This window comes from Prosthecobacter algae (genome assembly GCF_039542385.1).
In the GTDB taxonomy this organism is placed as follows: Bacteria; Verrucomicrobiota; Verrucomicrobiia; order Verrucomicrobiales; family Verrucomicrobiaceae; genus Prosthecobacter; species Prosthecobacter algae.
Window position 1 is genome coordinate 145,098 of record NZ_BAABIA010000003.1, and the last position, 17,906, is coordinate 163,003.

The following is a 17,906-nucleotide window of genomic DNA, read 5'->3' on the forward strand; positions in this document are numbered from 1 at the left end:
GTGGTCTCACCAACCACGGCCAATGTGTGTCAGGACCTCATTCCCGTAAAATCCCCCATGCCCCGACTTCTCCTGTTCGACATTGATGGCACCCTCATGGATACCGGTGGCGCAGGCGGTGCTTCCCTTCTGGATGCTGTCGAGGACGTGCTCGGCGTCTCTCGCAGTCAGCTTGCTCCATTGGACCTCGCCGGCGCGACCGATGCCGGCGTCGTTCGCAGCCTCTTTTCCCAGACGGGCCACGACCTGCAGGACACTCTTGTGAACCAGTATCTCGCCCGCTACCTCACTCGTCTCCGTGAACGCCTGCATCATGACTCCTTCACGGGCCGTCTTCTCCCCGGCGTCGAATCCCTGCTGCTTCAGCTCAGGACGCTGGCCCAGGCCGACCTCGGACTCCTCACAGGAAACGTCCGGGAAGGTGCCAACATCAAATTGCAACGCTTTCAGTTAGACTCCTTTTTCCTTGAAGGAGCCTTTGGGGACGACGCCGAGGACCGCAATCTCCTCGGCCCCTTCGCCACCCGCCGCATTCAGGCCATCACAGGCCATGAATATGCGCCGGAGGACATTATCGTCATCGGGGACACCCCCAAGGACATCGCCTGCGCCCGGGCCATCGGCGCACGTTGCCTCGCCGTCGGCACCGGCACTTTTCAGGCTGCCGCACTTGCAGGCCATTCCCCCTGGCAATGCCTCGAAGACCTGTCCGAAACCGACCGCATCTGCGATCTCCTCCTCAACTGATCCTCGTTTGTCCGGCCATGAGTGATCTCGACCCCGACGGCCTGCGCCAGGAATGCGCTGCCCTTTCCCTACCCTGGCAGGTGCAGGTTGTGGAGGAAATCCCCTCCACCAGCGATGCCCTCCGCGCCGCAGCCCTGCGCGGCGAACCGGCTGACCTCGTCCTTTTTGCCGAATCCCAGACCGCTGGCCGCGGTCGCCGGGACAACCGCTGGGTCACCCCGCGCGGGCAGGATCTCATGTTTTCCCTGCTCCTGCGTCCCGAAGCTCCCATCTCCCTCTGGCCCCGCCTCACCACCCTCGCCGCCCTCGCCATCTGCCGCGCCATCGAGGAAGAGCTTCCCTTGCGGCCTCAGATCAAATGGCCTAACGACATTTACATCAATGGCCTCAAGGTCAGCGGACTCCTGGCCGAAGCCGTCACCGCCCCCGCTGGCATGAGCCTGGTACTCGGCATCGGCCTGAACGTGAACACCCGCGCGTTTCCCCCTGCCCTCGCAGGCACCGCCACGTCCTTGTTTCAGTCCCTGCCCGCCCACCTACAGATCCGCGAACTGGACCGGCAGCCGATCGCCATCCGCCTGCTTCTGGAACTGGCAAACCAGTTCTCCCGCATCTCCACCGACTACGCCGAAGCCGTGGCCGAAGTGCGTGATCGCAGTTGGCTACTGGGCAAGCAGATCCGCGCCACCGTCGAGGGTCAGGAAATCTACGGCCGCGCCCTTGACCTCAATCAAGAAGGCCACCTCATCCTCGCCCTTGCCGATGGCAGCCTGCGCACCTTCGCCAGCGCTGAGGGTGTGCGGCAGGTCATCTCCGTTTAACCCCAGGCCCCCTGCTGAAACCAGCAAGAGTCAGCAGACCAAACGATTCCTGCTGGACACTTCAGGTCCCGCATCGGAGGCTTCGCCTCCATTCCCATGAAGTTTGCCTTTCCGGCTGGCAGCACGGCCCTCCTCCTCTTTTTCATGGCCTTGGTCACATTGATCAAAGGCTGCTCCCACCAGCGTGAAGCCCTGAGCCACATCCGTTTTAAAGACCCCTCTGATACCGACGCTAATATCCGCCAGATCGAAGCTTATTCCGAAGTGATGAGCCAGGGCAACCTCTGGTTCGGCGCTGCCACCTTTCTGCTGTTCCTCGGCTTTGGCTGCCTCTTGATGAGCCGAATCATGCGTCGGCGCGCCCGGCTGCTGCAGGCATCCAATGCCATCTCGCAGGCGAGTCCAAACCCTCGGCCAGTCAGGCGCAGGCGTCGGCGCTAGTCTCTTTCAATCCAAAGCGACCTGCCTTTATGAAGTTCGCCGCAGACTTTGTGATTGCCTCATGGAAAGACGGCTCTCAAAATCATCAGGCATGAAATTAACCATCCTTGCCGCCCTCCTCCTCGCTTTCACCGCGCACGCGCAGACCGCCGCCCCAGCCGCCAAGCCCGCAGCACCGGCTGTCAAACTTCCTCCTCAGGCCCCCGATGTCGCTGCCCCGAAGATGGGGCCCGATGGCAAAGAAAACCCTGGTTTCATCGCCGCGCATGAGCGCTTCCTCAAAATCGCCCAGGAAGGCAACACCGATCTCCTCTTCCTTGGGGACTCTATCACCGCTGGCTGGGGCAGCCAGAAAGCCATCTGGGACAAGGCCTTCGGTGCCTACAAACCCGCCAACTTCGGCATCGGTGGCGACCGCACCCAGCACGTCCTTTGGCGCATCACCAATGGCGAGCTTGAGACCATCAAGCCCAAAGCTGTCGTCCTCATGATCGGCACCAACAACGTCGGTGCAGACAGCGCTGAAGGTATCGCCAAAGGCATCACCGTCATCGTCGAAACCATCCGTGCCAAGCAGCCTCAGGCCAAGATCCTTCTCCTCGCCGTCTTCCCCCGTGGTGATCGGCCTACCGGCAAACTGGGTGCCTCCAATGACAAGCTGAAGGAAGTGAACAAGATCATCGCCAAGCTCGACGATGGCAAAAACATCCACTTCCTCGACATCGGTGACAAATTCCCCCAGCCCGATGGTGCCCTGACCAAGGACGTCATGCCCGACTTCCTTCACCTCTCCTCCGCCGGTTACCAGATCTGGGCCGATGCCATCACGCCCAAGCTGGCCGAGCTGATGAAGTAACAGACTCTGTCTTTCCAAAGAGCGCGGAAGCCATTCCGCGCTCTTTTTGTTTATGCTGCGGATCACTAGCAGCCTCAATGTTCGAAAGCAATCACCCCACTGCTTCGGCGCAGCGGCCGCAGAGGGTTGGGTGGGCGGGGTGGGTGCCGACGTCGGGGAGGAGTTTCCAGCAGCGGGCGCATTTGGGGTTGGAGCAGACTTCCACACTTGCGGTTAGGTCGGTGCCTTGGGAGATCTTCAGGTCGCTGAGGATGAAGAATTCCTGGAGGGTGGCGAGGTCACCGAAGACGGAGTGGTCGAAGCCTTTTTCGGGGAGGGTCAGGGAGACGGTGGCTTCGAGGTTGGAGCCGATCTTCTTCTCCTGGCGGGCCTTTTCGATGGCCTGCTGGATCACCGCACGGGCCTGCAGGAGCTGGTCCACGGCGGTGGCGGCATCGCTGGGGGCGAAGGCCGGGTTGGGCTGCGGGAAGACTTCCATGTGCAGGCTGTCTGCGTGGCCCAGATACTCCCAGGCTTCATCGGCGGTGAAGGCCAGGATGGGGGCCAGGAGACGGCAGAGGGTCTCGGTGATCTCACGGATGGTGGCCTGGGTGGCACGGCGGCGCGGGCTGTTGGCCGCATCGCAGTACATCCGGTCCTTGGTGATATCAATGTAGAGGGAGCTGAGGTCGCCCGTGATGAACTGGTTCACCAGGGTGAAGACCTTGCGGAAGTCATAGGCCGCATAGGCATCCACACAGTCTTTGGTGAGAGTGTGGAGGCGTTCGAGGATCCAGCGGTCAATGAGGGTGAAATCGGCGGCGGTCGGCGCGAAGTCCTTGGGCTCATCGTGAAGGTTGCCTAACAAGACGCGTAATGTGTTGCGGATGCGGCGGTAGTTTTCGCTATTCTGCTTGAAGAGGTCTTCGGAGAAAGGCACTTCGTTCTGGTAGTCCACGCTGGCGACCCAGAGACGCACCATGTCGGCACCGTAGGTGTTGTAGTAGTGGTCGGCCGTCATGGGCTTGGCGCTCTTGCCCGCAGCGCCCTGGTCGCTCTTGCTGATCTTCTTACCGCTGGTGTCCACGACGAAACCGTGGGTGATGACGCTCTTATAAGGAGCCGCATTGCGGGCGACGATGCTCATCATGAGGCTGCTCTGGAACCAGCCGCGATGCTGGTCGGTGGCCTCGATGTACATGTCGGCAGGAGCGTGGAGTTCGGGGTGCTGGTCCAGCACGGAGACGTGGCTGCAGCCGGAGTCAATCCAGACGTCCAGAGTGTCGTTGCCACGCTTCGTATCCGCAGGCAGGCCGACGGCCTCCGCCCACCAGGCGTCATCTTTTTCAAACCAAAGGTTGGTGCCTTGTTTGGCCACGATGTCGGCCACCTTGCCGATGATGGCGGTGTCCATGATGATGGTGCCATCGGCCTGATAAAAGACAGGCAGCGGCACGCCCCAGGTACGCTGGCGGCTGATGCACCAGTCTGGGCGGCTTTCCACGGTTCCGTAGATGCGGTTGCGGCCCCAGGCAGGCAGCCAGGCGACCTTGTCAATCTCCGCCAAAGCGCGGACGCGGATGTCATCGATCTTGATGAAGAACTGCTCAACGGCACGGAAGATGATCGGCGTCTTGGAGCGCCAGCAGTGCGGGTACTGGTGAACATACTTCTCGTTACCCAGCAGCGCGCCTTTCTCTTCCAGGATGGCGATGATGCCTTCATTGCTCTGGAAGACGTGCTTGCCGACGAACTCAGGCAGACCGCACTCGGCGGTGTATTTGCCATCGCCATCCACGGGGGAAAGGATTTCCAGGCCATGCTCGCGCCCGGCCTGATAGTCATCCGCACCGTGGCCGGGGGCGATGTGAACCGCGCCAGTACCGGTGTCATCCGTCACGAAGAGGGTATTGATGACCTTCGACGTGCGAGGCAGGAAGGGATGCTGGGCTTCCGAGCCGGTGAGGTCCTTACCCTTCAATTTTGTGACTGGCTGGGAGGCATCCAGCTTGAAACCAGTGCTGGCCGAAAAGGCTTCGATGCGAGAGGTGGCGATGGTGAGGCGCTCGGTACGACCGCTCTCATGAACAAAGGTCCCGTCGGTGTATTCGAACTCTGGATGAAGCGCGATGGCAAGGTTGGCCGGGAGGGTCCAGGGCGTTGTGGTCCAGATGACCAAGGCCGAGCCATTGGCCAGGGCAAACTTCACGAACACCGCCGGGCTGACTTTCTCCTTGTACTCCACCTCAGCCTCCGCGAGCGCGGTCTGGGCGCCGTAGCTCCAGAGGACGGGGCGCTTCATGCGATAGACGAGGTTTTGCTCCACGGCCTTGCCAAAGGTGCGCAGGATGCCGGATTCGTAAACGGGATCGAGGGTGAGGTAAGGGTTCTCCCAGTCGCCAAAGACGCCCAGGCGCTTGAAGCTGTTGCGTTGGATGTCGATGTATTTGCGGGCTTCGGCCTCGGAACGCTGGCGCACTTCCACCGGGGTCAGGCCAGCGGCCTGTTTGACGACCTTGAACTCGATGGGCAGACCGTGGCAATCCCAGCCAGGAACGAAGGGGGCGTGGAAACCGGCCATCGTCTTGGACTTCACGATGAGGTCCTTGAGGATCTTGTTCAGCGCGGTGCCCATGTGCACGTCGCCATTGGCGAAGGGAGGGCCGTCATGCAGGATGAAGGTGGGCTTCCCTTTGCTCTGGGCCTGGATACGCTGGTAGAGCTTGCCTTCCTGCCACTTGGCCAGGCGCTGCGGTTCCCGGGCGACGAGATCCGCCTTCATCGGGAAGTCGGTCTTCGGCAGGAGGACGGTGTCTTTGTAGTTCTTAGCAGGGGCAGGCTCGGCGCTCATGGATTCGGGAAAAGGGCGCGGAGCCTAGACCAAGGGGACGCGCAGGGCAAGAGAGGGATGCAAGGGGCCGCATCGGTAAACCCGAGACATGGGGACAAATGCAAAAAATCCCCATTGGGGGATTTCAACCTCCAAAACGTTGTTGTTCAACGCATTGCGATGGGGATTTGATGGGGATACAGTTCCCCATACGGGGAAATTCCGGGGAGGCGTGGGGAATCCTGGGGATCCCTGAGGAATGGCCAACCCAAAGCCCGAGACGGAAGACGGCAGAAACACTGACCAATGTCCGTCATGGGAACCTGGGGTGCAAGCCGAGAGGAGGCCCGTGGGGCTAAGTGGGGAATTTTGTTGCTGACAGATCCCACAGGCAGGCGACACCTGCACCGTGGGAAAGGAAAGGGACGCGCAGCCTACTTCGCCACGGTGCCGTGGAAACCGGCCTTGTTCATGGAAGCGAGGAGGTCGGACTCGGAGAATTCACCTTTGACGGTGAAGGTCTTCTCCTTGTTAACGATGTTGTATTCGGTCACGCCGGGGACGGATTTCACCGCTTCAGTCATGGCGTTGACACATTTTTGGCAGCAGAGGTGGGCCCCTGTGACGGTGGCGGCGGTGAGCTTTTTCTCGGTTTTCGGCAGGGAAGAGGAAGCGGTGGTTTCAGCCTCTGAAGACTTCCCGTAGTAACCTGCCTCCATGATGGCTTCGACGGCCTTCTTGGCATTGGATTTGGACTTGGAGACGATGGTCACGGTTTCGCCCTCGGCGGTCACGGTGACGTCCTTTAGTCCAGAGGCTGCTTTGACGATGCCATTGGTGCAGCCTTTGCAGCAATTGTGAACCCCTTCAAGGGTGACGGTGGTTTCAGCCCGGGCAACGCCAGCGAACAATAGACAGAGAGAGATAAACAGTGGTTTTTTCATGCGCAATTTAGAAGACGCGTAGCCACATCATTTCTTTATTTTAAATGCAGAAAAAAGTTTCCCTTTAACTGACACCTCGAGTGAATAATCGCGTATAAACCCGTGATCGCTTGGCTTAGACGGCCGATAACTCCGTTCGGGTCCGAGAGGTCACTTGATAAGGATTTCTTCCAATCACTATTATCCAATGCTGCTCCCATTCTCCATGAAATTCATTCAAACCAGCCTCACGATGGCCTTACTCGGCACTGCGAGTGCCTGGGCCGCCCCCCTCCCTACTACAACTTTCCCTGAGACACTGGCAGGGAGCTATCAAGCCCTGCTTTATTCCGAAGATGGAGATGCAGGTTCCCCAGTAGGTCTGGTCACCTTGGCCGTGACCACCAAAGGTGCCCTGACCGGCAAACTGACCACGGTGGAAAACAAGACCTACCCTCTCAAGGCGGCCCTGAGTTACTCAACGACTGAAAATCCGGCTCCCGGTGCCCCAGTAGGCAGCGCCACAGCACCCACCATCCAGATCGTTCGAGGGAAAACCACTCCCAATCTGAGCGTCAATCTCAGCATTAAGGACTTCGAAGAGAACGACACGGTGGATATCTTCGTCAATGAAGAGGCCACTACCCTCGGCAGCACTGAAAATGGTTTCAAGCTAATCACCTTCGCCAAAGGGGCCCTGCCTTATGCCGCAGCGGGTGCTTACACCATGGCATTGACTCCAGCGGATGTTCCTGGCCCAAATGATCCATCTGGTTCCGGTTATGCTGCGGTAACGATTGACGCCAAAGGCCTGCTCAAAATGACAGGTAAAACTGCCGATGGAACAGCCTTCACGGCATCCATCCCAGCAGGACCAGACTACCGTTATGTGGCTTTCATCAACCCATACAAGCGCGTGGACAGCTTCCTGGCAGGCAAGATCCAACTCACCGAAGACGAAGGCAATGGCTATCATATGATCGCAGCAGAAAGCGGCTATGACTTCCAATGGAAAAAAGCCAGCCTGCTGCCCAAAACCACTGACAAAAGCTATCGTGCTGGGTTTGGCCCGCTGGACCTTTTCGTTTCTATTGAAAAATGGACACTGCCAGGCAAAGGCGAGACACTGGCTCAAGTTCTTGGCACCGAAAATTTCCAGTTTGATCTCGACCTCTTTGGTGCAGATCTCGATCTGGTGAACAAGTATCTGGGCATGATCCCGAAAAAGCTCACGGTGGATGCTAAAGGCAATCTGGTGCCCGTTTATGGCGACGCCTTTGCCCCCACAGATTTGAAAGAATGGGCAAAAATTTGGACGGGTAAAGTGGACCCGAAAACTGGTATTTACACTGGCACTCTTACCTTGTCTGACCTCGTTGATCTGGATGGTGTAGAAAACAAAGTGCCGATCAAGTTCATCAAGCGCAAGCTCGCCATTGCAGGCATCTTGTTCAATGTGGATAACCCAGAAATCCCTCGGGCCTTTGGCTTTTTCACCCTGCCCCCGATTGACCCAAAAACAGAATTGATCAAAGCCGGTGGTTTTGAATTTGGTCGCACATTAGAAGACCTGGGTCTGGGAGCCCCAGATGGTGGCGACATTCCTCCCGGCACCGCAGGCAACTACACCAGCCTTCTCACCCAGGCAGTCACTTTTGACTTCAGCGGTTTTCCTGGTGCAGGCGGAGTGGGCATCAATGTGACGGGAACCATGAAAGGCATCCCTGCGAATAACTCGACAGTCAAGTTCTTCATCGCACCGGACTTGTCCTACATCATCTTCAACGGTCGCAAGGTGCCTCTCATGGGCAATTCACTGCCGGTCGCCCTGCTCTTCTCAGACGCTACGGCTTCCAACGTGAAGAACAACCTGACTGTCACGGTGTATCTGAATACCACCACTGGTCTGGTCACGGGCTACTCAGCAAGCTATTTCCAGCTTCTGAGCGCCCGCTACTCGCTTTATAACCGCACTGTCTCAGCATTCGTCCCGGGGGTGGCCGTTTGCACCAACGTAGGAACACCAGCGAAGGTGCCTTAATTCAGCATTTAGATCGCTTTTTTAGCCTCAGTGGCCGCTGTGAAAACAGCGGCCACTTTTTTTGGGGGTGAAACTATGAGCGAATTGCCACCATGAACCCGCGGCCCACCACGGTGTCCTGGTAATCGCCCGGAGTGAAGCCAGCTTGGGTCAGCAGTTCCGCATACTCGCCGGTGCTGTAGCATTTGCCCTGGGTGGAGTGCATGAGGAGGCAGGAGTATTCCGCCACGTGTTGGGGGCCGGTTTTGTCGGCATTGATGAAGGCATCGTGAATGATGAGGAGGCCACCAGGAGGCAGGGCGGCGTGGGAGATGGCGAGCAACTGGCGCACCTCTTTCACATCCCAGTCATGAAGGACATTGGAGTAAAGATGCACATCGCAATCCTGAGGCAGGCCCTCGAACATGTTTCCGGTGGTGACGAAGACCCGATCTGCACAACCGCGCTCGGCGATGAGTTTGCCCGCGATGCGGTCCACCGGGGCCTGATCAAAAACAGTCGCCTGAAGGTGGGTGTGCTGGGCGGCGATGGAGCAGGCGTAGATGCCGGAACCTGCGCCGATATCGAGCAGCTTGGCACGGCCTGTGAGGTCCAGACTCTTTGCGAGGGACTGGGCCAGATATCGTCCCCGGCAGTCCATGGCGGCGGTGAAGCTGCGGGCGAAGTCTTCCTGCTCCATGGCCTTGTGCCAATCGAATGCGGCCTTGTCGCCGGACCAGCCTGCGGGCTTGCCCGTGCGCAGGACTTCGAGGTAGTCGCGGGCGATGGGGCGATCATGCAGGGAGGCGTAATAGGGGCCGAGGAACCATTCGGACCCGGAATGCAGGTGCTCGTGCCCAGTGGCGGAAAGGTGGAAGACGCCGTCTTTTTGCGTGACCCAACCCTGGGTGACGAAGAGGGTCATCATCACATCCACAGGCCGGGGGCTGAAGCCATGATGGGTGCAGATTTGATCGAGGGTGGAGGGCTGAGAAGCCAGCCAAGTGAAGAAATCCATCTGGAGGGCCGCCGTGATGAGATCCACCGCGTAGAGGCCATCGCGGTAACGGTAGAGGCTGAGGGGATCGGTGGCGGGAGAGGCGGTGAGGTCGGTCATAAAAGGATCGTGGAAGGAGTGGCACACGTATGCTACTGACGAAACAACGTCTTAACCTATCCTTTTCTCATGACCCCGATTCTCTACGTTAAAACTGGCTGTCCCTGGTGCGATGAAGTCCTGGACTATATGGACGAAAAAAAGCTGCCCTACCAAAAGGTGGTGGTGTCTGGCAACGCGGCTGCGATGAAGGAGATGGTGGATCTCTCCGGGCAGAGCAAGGCCCCGACGATGGACTGGGACGGCGAGGTGCTGGCTGACTTTGGGGTGGATGAGTTGATCCCTTTTCTGAAAGCGCGACAGGCGGTTTGAACTGGGCTGGCGACAGGTTCGTGCGACGCTATGCGGCGGGGGCTTGAAAGGTGCGGGTTTTCCCGGCCTTGAAAGGCCGGGCTACGATACGATTGCCGCTCTGCGGCAGGGATAAACCGTTACTTGCGGGTGAAATGCCGAGCTGAATCTGAACCTAAAAACGGGAATGAGAAGTGTCTTTTCCTAGTGGCGCAGCCGCCTGAGGGGAGCGCGGAGATTCGCTTCGCGGCTTCGCACCTCTCCGCAAGCCGAAACAAGATGCGGCGCAGCCGCCACCCTATTCAATGAAGGTGATGAACTCGCGCATCTGCTTCCATTCAAGACGCTTTGTTAGTCAGGCGACTTCGTCGCATTATTTTAGGATTGCGGTCAGGTGCGAAGCCGCGAAGCGAATGACCACGCTCCTCTCAATGCCCTCTGACTCGCAAGGTGAGCTGTCAAAGTCAACGTTTGCCCACCCTCAGCCCATTCCGCCGAAACCCGGGATCGGTGACAACTTTCCCATCCCAGTTTTTAGGCTGAAGCGGGATTTGCGCGAGCTAAAGCTCTGGAGTACTTTGGTCAGTCTGTTTCGAGGTCTTTTGTGAAGAGGCAACGAACAGGCCGCCAGGCTTTGCTGGCTCAGTGCTGGGGTGCGATGGGCAGGATGCCGGGGCTTTGGGCGATTTTTTCGAGGAGCTGACGGGTGTATTCCACGGCTCCATCGGGGCCGAGGTGGTAATCATCGGGGAAATGGGCGGGATTTTGGTGCAGGGTTTCCCCCGCGACCAGGATGGGCACCTGGGCGGCCCTGGCACTGGCCTGAACGCAGGCCGGGAGAGTGTAGGGCTGGGGCATGGGTACGGCCAGGATGAGGGTGCGAACCTGGTCTGCGCGGAGCATGGCCAGAAAGGCGGAGAGCAGGTCGCAAGATTCACCCGGCAGCTCGGAGGTAGGCTGATCTGAAACTGGGGCTGCATCCCGCACCACGCCGATGGTCTGGGAAGTCTCGGTGTAGCCGGGGACGAGATTGTAAAAGACGAGGGGCTGGACCCGGCCCCGGTGGGCAAAGAGCATGGAGGAACGGGCGAGGAGAGCCTTGGAAATGGCCTCCACATCGCCCTGCTGCTGGGAGAGCAACTGGGGCATGTCGGCGACGCTGGTGTAGAAGGCAGCGAGGCGGTCGGACTCGGAACGACCGTCGAGAAGATGCGGGCGGGCGGTGCCCAGGAGCACGAGGTCTGGCAGGGACCCGGTCTGCTGGAAGTAGCGCCGGTAGCCATAGTACCACTGGTGGATGTTGCTGCCGTCTGGATACATGGCGGCGAGCTCCACCTGGCGACCTGTGAGGCGGGCGAGGCCGGCGGTGAGGGTGGCTTTGTCGAGGCCTTCGCGGGAAAGGGAGTTGCCAACGATGAGGACCTTGAGCCGTTCTTTGGGGGCCTGCCGGAGGGTGGCGGCCACGGCAGGCAGGGAGCGGATGTGCTTCACATCCTTGGAGAGCCGGACCTCAAAGCAGCGAGACAGCCCCTCCAGCCCGACGAGGGCGAGGAGGAGGAAGAGGATGACTTTGACCTCAGGCAGGCGGAGCAAGGGCATACCGTTGTTTTCAAAAGTGGAAGTAGATGAACTCTGCCGGGATGGGCGGCGGGAAAAAGAGCATCATGAGGACGAGGTAAAGGTAAAGCAGGGCACGCCAGAACCAGGCAACCTTTAGCAGGGCGAGGTCATCGCGGCGGCGCTCCAGCCAGGCCTCGAAAAGCAGCCAGGGGAGGATGAAGAAGGCAATGAGAGAGAGGGTGGTCTGCGCATAGGCCGTGAGCTGCCAGTCGGCCCCGAGGCGGAGGAGGAGCGCCCAGGCCTGGGAGAAGGACTCGGCACGGAAGACGAGCCAGGTGAGGCAGATGAGGTGGAAAGTGACGGCCATTTTCACCCCGGTGAGCCAGAGGGGCGCAGGACGGGATGGGGGCGGGCCGCCCGGACTGAAAGCGCGATGAAGGGCGAGCCAGAGGCCATGAATGCCGCCCCAGACGAGGAAAGTCCAAGCGGCGCCGTGCCAGAGGCCGCCGAGGAGCATGGTGATGAGGAGATTCCGATAGGTGGCCCATTTCCCACCGCGGTTCCCGCCAAGCGGGATGTAGAGATAATCCCGCAGCCAGGTGGAGAGGCTGATGTGCCAGCGCTGCCAGAAGTCCTGGGGGCTGGTGGCGAAGTAGGGGCGGCGAAAATTCCCCATGAGATCAAACCCCAGCCAGCAGGCGGTACCGCAGGCGATGGAGCTGTAACCGGCGAAGTCCCCGTAAATCTGAAAGGCAAAGGCGTAAACGCCCAGCAGGACCTCCGACCCGGCGAGGGACTGGGGATCTGAAGTGAAGACGTGGCTGGCGAGCCAGGCCATGTTATCCGCAAGGACGATCTTCAGGAAGAGGCCGGTGAGGATGGCGTAGAGCCCTTCCCGAAAGCGCTGTGCATCGCAGGGCGGGCGCGGTTTACCCATTTGCGGAAGCAGGAGGGTGGAGCGGTTGATAGGCCCGGCGACGAGCTGAGGGAAGAAGGAGATGAAGAGGGCAAACTCGACAAAATTCCGGGAGACGGTGGTGTGCCCGCGATACACATCGATGGTGTAGCTGAGGGCATGGAAGGTGAAGAAGGAGATGCCTGCCGGGAGGAGGATGTGAAGGATCCAAGGGGTCTCCAACACACCAAAATTCAGGAGGAGGGCGGAGATCTCGCGCGTGAAGAAGCCGAGGTATTTAAACACCCCGAGGACAAAGAGGCTGATGAGGAGGCTCCAGCCGAGCCAAAATTTACGCTGCCGCAAATCCTGGGAGGCGGCGATCTTTAACCCGGCATGGTAATTCAGCGCGGTGCAAAAGATAATGAGGGAAAGAAAGCGCCAGTCGAAGCAGGCGTAGAAGAAGTAGCTAGCGGCTAGGAGCCACCGGTTCTGACCAGCGAGGCGCAGGCGACTGTAAACCAGCGCCACGAGTGCGAAAAAAAGCCAGAAACCGAAGCTGTTGAACCACATGGTGAATCGGGAAAGGCCAAATAGCCCCCGCCCTTTTGCACCCTGATGAAGAATGAATCAATGCCGTCTTCTGCGGTCTTTGCAGTGAAGGCTGTGGGAGGGGAGATGGCGGGCGGTTTGCCCCCTAAGGAGGGTGGTGCCGGGGCAGCCCCAAAGCTGGCGAGGGCTGCGTGAAGTTTGCCAGGAACCCAAGGGAGCACGGAGGTGATCGGTTTCCCTGGTTGCCTCCGGCGTGTGGCGCGCTATGCATCCCGCCCCATGAAGATCCTGGTTACTGGCAAAGGCGGGCGTGAACACGCCCTCATCACGGCACTGAGCGAATCCCCGCAGCAGCATGAGCTGTATGCGTATCCCGGCAGTGATGCCATCGCCACGCTGGCGACGCGGGTGGAGGTGGCCGGGCTGCCGGAGCTGATCCAGTGGATGAAGGACCAGGGCATCGATCTCTGCGTGGCGGGTGAAGAGGCCTGGCTGGTGAAGGATCGCGGTCTGGCCAATCTGTGTGCCGAGGCTGGCATCCCCTGCTGGGGCCCGTACAAGGAGGCGGCACAACTGGAAGCCTCGAAGATTTTCGCGAAACGTTTCCTGCAACGGCACGGCATCCCGACGGCGGATTTCAGCATCGCGACGACGGCTGCGGAAGCGAAGGCGGCACTGACGACTTTTCCCATCGTGCTGAAGTTCGACGGCCTGGCCGCAGGCAAAGGCGTGGCGGTGTGCCCGGACCGGGCGGAGGCGGAGGCCTTCATTGATGATGTGCTGGAGAAGCGCCTCTTTGGCGCGGGTGATCTGCTGATCGAGCAATGCCTGTCGGGACCGGAGATCAGCATTTTTGTCTCGGTCTGCGATGACCAGTACCAGATCCTGATGCCTGCGCGCGACTACAAGCGGATCGGCGACAATGACCAGGGGCCCAACACGGGCGGCATGGGCGCGGTGGCGAGCCGGCAACTGGCCACGCCTGAACTGATGACCCAGATCGAAAATGAGATGGTGAAGGTTACGGTGAAGGGCCTGCAGAAGGATGGGCTGAAGTACCGGGGCTTTCTCTACTTTGGCATCATGCTGACGCCGACGGGACCGCAGATGCTGGAGTTTAACTGCCGGTTTGGCGATCCTGAGGCTGAGGCGGTGATGCCGATGGTGCGCGGCGACTTTGCCAACTATGTCTTTGAAGCGGCCAAGGGCTCGCTGAAGCCGGAGTTGATCCAGTTTGCGGAAGGCTGGAGCATCTGCCTGATCTCGGCCTCGACGGGATATCCGGTGACGTCACGCAATGGCGATGTGATCTCCGGCCTGGAAGCGGTGGAAGGTGCGCGAGTGTACCACTGCGGCACGCGGAAGAATGCAGCGGGCGACTTTGAAACCAACGGTGGCCGGGTGCTGGCGGTGGTGGCGCAGGGCACGACGCGCGAGGAGGCACGCGACAAGGCGTATGCCGAATCCCGCAAGGTGACCTTCGATGGCCTACAGCGCCGCACGGACATCGCGACGATGCACTTTGACTGAGCCTAACGACAAGGGTGAGAAGCACGAGGGCGTGCTTCCCTGCCCTTTCGATAAACGACCAATCAGGCCGCTTCGGCCTGGGGCTGAACAAGGCCCTCAAGCGGCTCCTTCAAGAGCTCGCGCTGCCAGCTCATGAGAGCCTCGAGGCCGGTGCTTTCGGCGACGACTTCTTCCAGGGTGCTGCGTGAACCGAGGAGGCTGCTTTCGATGTCGAGGCTTTCGGCGACTTTGTCACGCAGGCTGCACAGGCGATCGATCTGATCCCGCTGGGCATCGCTGAGGCGTGCTTTGGCTTTCTTCACCCGTTGTGGCCAGGAAGCCTGGCCGGCACGGAAGACATCGGCGATGAGATCGTGAAATTCCTTTTTCCAACGGGGACGCCAGCCGCCAGGAGGATTCATGACTCCGCCGGACTCGAAGGTTTCGGCGTAGATGACCATCTGCTTATTCGACATGACCCGGTAGCAGGGGATGTCCCGCTCCATGGCGATGCCTTCGCGCCATTCCCACATGCTTTTGAGGATGGCGAGGCCTTTGGGGTGGAGGCGGCCACTGCCCTGGACGCGCCAAGGGTCTTCCTTTGGGGCCATGCTACGGGCGGCGACATCCACCTGGAGATCGCGGCAGCTTTCCTCGAACCAAGCCTCGCGGCCTTTTTCGCGGAGAAGCTTCATCAGGTAGTCGGCCAGAGGGATGAGGTAACGGACATCATCCACGGCGTAAGAAAGCATGTGCTCCGGGAGCGGGCGGCGGCTCCAATCAGCCTTTTGGGAGGCTTTGGAAAGCTGAAGGCCGAACATGGAATGAATAAGCGCAGCGAGGCCGAACTGGCGGAAACCGACGAGGCGGGCAGCGATTTGGGTATCGCGGACGACGCGAGGTGCCCAGCCATAGGTGCGGCGGAGCATGGTGAGATCGTAATCGGAGCCGTGGAACCAGAGTTCATGCCGGTCCAGCAGGGCGAGAAGGCCAGAGACATCCTCAATGGCGAGGGGATCCACCAGAGCAAAGCGGCCAGCGCAGGCGACCTGGAGGAGGCAGAGCTTTTCGTGATAATGGTGGAGGGAATCCGCCTCTGTATCCAGGCAGCAGCGGTTTTCACCGGTGGCCTGCATGTGAGCTTCGGTTTCCTGAAGCCATTGCTGCAAATGCTCCGGCGTATCAATGAAGACATAGTCACCCGGGACGATCGCCGGGGGGATCAGGGGTGGAACGACGTCACTCATTTCAATCCCGTGAGCAGAATTTCAGCATTGTTGCTGGTGCGGTTGATGTTGCGGATCAACATTTCCAGAGCTTCCACCGCAGGCACCTGAGCTAGCTGCTTGCGGATGGCGGAGACACGTTTGAATTCATCCGGGTGGTAGAGGAGGTCATCCCGACGGGTGCCTGACTTCAGCACGTGCAGGGCGGGGAAGATGCGGCGCTCGGAGATTTCGCGGTCCAGGGTGGCCTCCATGTTGCCGGTGCCTTTGAACTCCTCAAAGATGAGGTCATCCATGCGGTTCTCGGTCTCGATGAGGGCCGTGGCGATGATGGTGAGGCTGCCGCCTTCTTCGACATTGCGGGCTGCGCCAAAGAATTTCTTCGGCTTGATCATGGCCTTCGAATCCATACCTCCAGACATGGTGCGAGCACCTTTGCCACCGCCGCTCTGGCTGTTGTAGCCACGGGCCAGACGGGTGAGGGAATCTAGCAGAATGACGACATCTTTGCCAGCTTCCACGAGACGGCAGGCGCGTTCGCGAACGAGCTCGGCGAGCTGGCTGTGGCGCTTGGGGCTTTCATCAAAGGTGGAGCTATAGATTTCGCAGCCGCTGACGGACTCTTCGAAATCGGTCACTTCCTCCGGACGCTCATCCAGAAGAAGGATGATCAGGGAGATTTCCTTGTGATTGTGGACGATGGATTTGGCAATGTCCTTCAGCAGGACGGTCTTGCCGGAACGGGGTGAGGCATTGATGAGGCCGCGCTGGCCTTTGCCAAGGGGGGCCACCAGATCCATGATGCGGACGGATGCCGGGCAGGGCTTGGCCATCTCCAGGATGATCCGCTGGTTGGGGAACATGGCGGTCAGCTTGTCGAAATGCACGGGTGGCTGCCAGGTATCAATGGAGACGCCATCCACTTCGGTGATGCGATCAATCGCGAGGTATTTGTCCCGGTCCTTGGGTGCGCGGGCAAAACCGGTGATGCGATTGCCTGGGCGGAGATTGAACTTACGAACCAGGAAGAGGGGGATAAAGACATCCTCTGGCAGCGGGGCGAAGCTGTACTTGGGATAGCGGATGAGGCCGAAGTTATCAGCACCGATCTCCAGAATGCCGTCTACTTTGACGCGGGTGCGATGATCAGCCATCCAGGCTAGCAGATCGTAAATGAGCTGGTGCTTGGACCGGCTGGCATTCATCCGGAAGTTGACGCTTTCGGCGAGGGTCTGGATTTCGGCGAGGGAAGACTCCTGAAGATCGTTCAGGGAAATCTCTACCGGGAAAGGAGCTTCGGCGGTAGGGCCAAAAGATTTGTCCTGGGCGGGCTCCTCTGGAGTCCGGCCTTCAGCTCCCCTGGCAGCAGCCGGGGATTCAGCAGCCTCCGTGACAGCCGGGGGTGTCTGGGCAGCAGGTGTTTCGGGGACTTCCGCAGATGGCGCGTCAGTGGCGGGGGATAGGACCTCGGTGGAAGTCTCGGGGGAGTCGGTTGGATTCATGCTTGCCAATGCTGTCTTGCCAGTGTCAGCACTTGAGCCTCGAGAGCACTGCGGTCACCATCATTCCAGATGACCACATTCGCTCTCTCAACTTTGGCTTCGATGGGCCACTGAGCCCTCAACATCTTGTCGATTATTGATTCGTCGAGACCTCGACGTTCCATCAACCGCCTTTTCTGAACTTCCGGGCTAGCAGCCACGACGATGATCAGATCCGCTGATACTGTGCCTCCAATCTCATAGTGCAGGGGCACCTCCGCAAGGAAAAGATTTGCCCCGGCTGCCGACTGGGCGGCCCGGGCCGATTCCAGCTCCGCCAGAACACCGGGGTGCAGCATCTTCTCAAGAACCTGCCTGCGAGCCTCATTGGCAAAGACCTCGGTGCGCAGCCACTCGCGATCCGCGACTTCCCTGCCCTCTCTGTTCACGACGGAGGCTTCTCCGAGCTGAGTTTTGAGTTTTACCAGGATTTCAGGCTGATCCAGAAGGGCCTGGGCGCTGCGATCAGCCGAAAAAATCAGAGCTTTATCTTTCAGAAGGTGGCCCGCGAGCAAGTCGGTGACCGAACTTTTGCCGCAGCCGATGCCACCCGTCACAATCCAGGAATTCATAGTCGCAGTGCCTATAAAAGCAGACA

General features: G+C 59.5%; 15 protein-coding genes. 7 read left to right on the forward strand and 8 right to left on the reverse strand.

Features of this window, described 5'->3' with window-relative positions; genetic code table 11:
• Positions 1-57: 57 nt before the first annotated feature.
• The 4 genes from ABEB25_RS07495 (at position 58) to ABEB25_RS07510 (ending at position 2,865) form a co-directional block, all read left to right on the forward strand.
• Positions 58-747, forward strand: a complete 690-nt coding sequence (locus ABEB25_RS07495) for an HAD family hydrolase (RefSeq protein WP_345735772.1) — start codon at positions 58-60, stop codon at positions 745-747.
• Between the two features lie 17 nt (positions 748-764).
• A complete protein-coding gene (locus tag ABEB25_RS07500) occupies positions 765-1,568 on the forward strand; it encodes a biotin--[acetyl-CoA-carboxylase] ligase (RefSeq protein ID WP_345735773.1) in 804 nt (267 codons plus the stop codon).
• A 96-nt stretch (positions 1,569-1,664) separates the two neighbouring features.
• Complete coding sequence (locus ABEB25_RS07505) at positions 1,665-2,009, forward strand: hypothetical protein (protein WP_345735774.1); 345 nt, start codon at positions 1,665-1,667, stop codon at positions 2,007-2,009.
• A 91-nt stretch (positions 2,010-2,100) separates the two neighbouring features.
• Positions 2,101-2,865, forward strand: coding sequence for a GDSL-type esterase/lipase family protein (locus ABEB25_RS07510; protein WP_345735775.1), 765 nt, complete (start codon positions 2,101-2,103; stop codon positions 2,863-2,865).
• A 91-nt stretch (positions 2,866-2,956) separates the two neighbouring features.
• On the opposite strand, the gene ileS is transcribed toward ABEB25_RS07510, so the two are convergent.
• A complete protein-coding gene (ileS, locus tag ABEB25_RS07515) occupies positions 2,957-5,695 on the reverse strand; it encodes an isoleucine--tRNA ligase (RefSeq protein WP_345735776.1) in 2,739 nt (912 codons plus the stop codon).
• 413 nt (positions 5,696-6,108) lie between these two features.
• Positions 6,109-6,618 (reverse strand): cation transporter, encoded by a 510-nt coding sequence (locus tag ABEB25_RS07520; protein ID WP_345735777.1) that lies wholly within the window; start codon positions 6,616-6,618, stop codon positions 6,109-6,111.
• A gap of 205 nt (positions 6,619-6,823) precedes the next feature.
• Here ABEB25_RS07520 and ABEB25_RS07525 point away from each other — a divergent pair, with 205 nt between their 5' ends.
• A complete protein-coding gene (locus ABEB25_RS07525) occupies positions 6,824-8,638 on the forward strand; it encodes a hypothetical protein (protein WP_345735778.1) in 1,815 nt (604 codons plus the stop codon).
• A gap of 73 nt (positions 8,639-8,711) precedes the next feature.
• Here the strand turns inward: ABEB25_RS07525 and ABEB25_RS07530 are convergent, their stop codons facing one another.
• Entirely contained in the window at positions 8,712-9,734 is a 1,023-nt protein-coding gene (locus ABEB25_RS07530; protein ID WP_345735779.1) for a methyltransferase, read from the reverse strand.
• Positions 9,735-9,803: 69 nt separating this feature from the next.
• On the opposite strand from ABEB25_RS07530, the gene ABEB25_RS07535 reads away from it, so the two are divergent.
• On the forward strand, positions 9,804-10,046 hold the full coding sequence (locus ABEB25_RS07535) for a glutaredoxin family protein (RefSeq protein WP_345735780.1): 243 nt from the start codon (positions 9,804-9,806) through the stop codon (positions 10,044-10,046).
• A 621-nt stretch (positions 10,047-10,667) separates the two neighbouring features.
• Here the strand turns inward: ABEB25_RS07535 and ABEB25_RS07540 are convergent.
• Both ABEB25_RS07540 and ABEB25_RS07545 read right to left on the reverse strand, forming a co-directional pair.
• Positions 10,668-11,624, reverse strand: coding sequence for a hypothetical protein (locus ABEB25_RS07540; RefSeq protein ID WP_345735781.1), 957 nt, complete (start codon positions 11,622-11,624; stop codon positions 10,668-10,670).
• A gap of 10 nt (positions 11,625-11,634) precedes the next feature.
• On the reverse strand, positions 11,635-13,053 hold the full coding sequence (locus tag ABEB25_RS07545; RefSeq protein ID WP_345735782.1) for an MBOAT family O-acyltransferase: 1,419 nt from the start codon (positions 13,051-13,053) through the stop codon (positions 11,635-11,637).
• Between the two features lie 258 nt (positions 13,054-13,311).
• Here ABEB25_RS07545 and purD point away from each other — a divergent pair, with 258 nt between their 5' ends.
• A complete protein-coding gene (gene purD / locus ABEB25_RS07550) occupies positions 13,312-14,562 on the forward strand; it encodes a phosphoribosylamine--glycine ligase (protein ID WP_345735783.1) in 1,251 nt (416 codons plus the stop codon).
• A gap of 62 nt (positions 14,563-14,624) precedes the next feature.
• Here purD and ABEB25_RS07555 read toward each other — a convergent pair whose 3' ends face one another.
• The 3 genes from ABEB25_RS07555 to coaE are packed head-to-tail and all read right to left on the reverse strand — an operon-like array spanning position 14,625 to position 17,880.
• Positions 14,625-15,788 carry a ribonuclease D gene (locus tag ABEB25_RS07555; RefSeq protein ID WP_345735784.1) on the reverse strand — a complete coding sequence of 388 codons (1,164 nt, stop codon included), beginning with the start codon at positions 15,786-15,788 and terminating at the stop codon, positions 14,625-14,627.
• A complete protein-coding gene (rho, locus tag ABEB25_RS07560; RefSeq protein WP_345735785.1) occupies positions 15,785-17,269 on the reverse strand; it encodes a transcription termination factor Rho in 1,485 nt (494 codons plus the stop codon). The genes ABEB25_RS07555 and rho overlap by 4 nt, the downstream gene beginning before the upstream one ends.
• Positions 17,266-17,880 (reverse strand): dephospho-CoA kinase, encoded by a 615-nt coding sequence (coaE, locus tag ABEB25_RS07565; protein ID WP_345735786.1) that lies wholly within the window; start codon positions 17,878-17,880, stop codon positions 17,266-17,268. The genes rho and coaE overlap by 4 nt, the downstream gene beginning before the upstream one ends.
• Positions 17,881-17,906 lie beyond the last annotated feature (26 nt).